Origin of the sequence: Paludibacterium sp. (genome assembly GCF_019232825.1) — a bacterium.
Classification (GTDB): Bacteria; Pseudomonadota; Gammaproteobacteria; order Burkholderiales; family Chromobacteriaceae; genus Paludibacterium.
Genome location: NZ_JAFAND010000162.1, coordinates 1 through 2,174, shown reverse-complemented (window position 1 = coordinate 2,174; position 2,174 = coordinate 1). Strand labels below are relative to the sequence as shown.

Below are 2,174 nucleotides of genomic sequence, written 5' to 3'. Positions count from 1 at the left end.
GCCTACTACTTCACCGGGACCCTGGCGAACCCGGGAACCCTGATGATCAATGACAGCAATATCGGGACCGGCAACACCACGATGGGTCTGAACCTGACTGGCGGGCCCAACATCCTGATCCTCAACATGACCGGCCCCGGCGGGCTTGCCGTAGGCGCGCTGAACGACGACAACCTCGCCACCTACACGATCGGCGGCGGCGGAACGGGGACCGTGAATGTCGGCACCTTGACCGATGCCGTGACCGGCACCTTCACCGTGAACGACAGCAGCACCGCGAGCGGCGGCGCCGTCATCGTGCTGGCCGGCCTGTCGGCCGCCTCGGCGCTTGTCGTCAACGATACCGCCAGCCAGGGCGCCTTGACCGACAACTCGGCCTATGGCGATGCCAATCTCGCCTCCCTGTCGATGACGAACAACGGCTCGGCGCCGCTGACGATCGGCGGGGGGGGCATCACGAGCGGCGCCCTGACCTCGATCACGATCACCGGAAGAGGCACCGGCAGTATCACGACCGGGGCCTTGAACGACACGACCGCCGGCACGCTGACCATTGCCGATACCAGCAAGGCGACGGGCAATGTCACCCTGCCCTTGACCGGCGTCTCGGCGGCCAGCGCGATTCACATCGCCGATTCGGCGGCCGGCCCGCTGAGCGTCGGGCCCTTGACCGACAATGCGATGACCAATCTGTCGCTGACCGATACCGGCACCGCGCCGCTGACGGTAGGCAACGTGACCGCCAATACGCTGGCCGGCTTGAACATCGCCATCGGCAACCAGGCAGGCCTTACCCTCGGCACCCTGACCGACGCGGTCGCGGGCCCGTTCGGGATCAATGACAGCTCGTCGGGAAGCGGCGCGATCACGCTTGCAATCGCATCCCTGCCCAATGCCACCTCGGTCGCGGTGACCGATAGCGCGCTCGGCCCCTTTACCGTCAGCCCCTTCACCGACAACAGCGCGGCCAGCCTCTCTTTCACCAATACCGGCTCGGCTTTGCTGAGCGCCAATGTCACCGACGCGGCGCCGACGGTCGCGCTCCATCTCGCCAGCACCGGCACCAGCACCCAGTCCATCGCGCTGACGGATGCGGGCACCACGGCGCTGAACGTAACCGACGCGGGCGGCTCGATCGGCGCCGCGACCCTGACTCCGGTCCTGACCGGCGGACCGGCGGGCTTGTCGGTCGTCGACAGCGCGTCGGGACCCTTGACCGTCGCGGCCTTTTCCGACGCCAATCTTACCCAGGCGTCGCTGACCAACAATGGCAGCGCGATCCTGACCCTGAGCGGCATCGCCAACCCCACGGCCGATATCTTCACCAATCTCGCTTTGTCGGGGACCAAGGGGACGATTTCCGCGTCCCTGACCCTGGCGAACAATGTCGCCGGCACGGTGAACATCGCCGACAACGATGCTGGAAACGTCATTCTGGGCGCGCTCAATATCGGCGGTCTCAGTACCAATACGGGCACCCTTACGCTGGCCAATTCGAATTCCGGTTCGGGAAATCTGACCGTGACGGGCGGCACGGACTTCCTGACGGCGATAAACCTGACCAACAGCAGTCTGGGGAAAAACACCGTCACCCTGACCGACGGCGTGAGCGGCCCGACGGCGGTGACCATGGGTGGAGCGGGATTGCAGGTGCTGAATTTGACGGACAATAGCGGGGTCGTCACCTTCACCCAGGCCAACCCGTCGGCCAACACCAATCTCACTTTGGTCCATAATGGCGTGAACAATGAACAGATCACGCTGGGCAACGGCGTCAACAGCGTGGTCCTGGCCGACAGCACGGCAAGCGACACCGTCACGCTGACGATCGGCACCGGCACGGACGCCATTACCCTGGCTCCGGGTCATACCGGCTCCAATCTCCTCACCTACTCATCCGTCCTGGGGGGTAATGCCAATACGACGCCGGTCGCTGCCGATGCCATCACGAATTTCCTGACCGACAAGGCGGGTACCCAGGGAGACAAGATCGCGCTCGGCTTCGGCGCCGCCAATATCATCACCTCCGCGGACGCCGACAGCGGCAACAACACTTTCTGGGTCGCGACCAATGGCATGCTCACCAAATCGGGCGCCTCGGTCATCAATTTCATCGCCATGGTCCAGTCGCTCACCCAGGCGGGGGGCGTGGCGGCGACCAGCGGGATCGGCGG

At 65.0% G+C, this 2,174-nt stretch carries 1 protein-coding gene; it reads left to right on the top strand.

The annotated features are described in order from the left end of the window. Window positions 1-42: 42 nt before the first annotated feature. On the top strand, window positions 43-2,174 hold a 2,132-nt coding region (locus JOZ06_RS20590; protein WP_293235938.1), incomplete at its 3' end, for a hypothetical protein.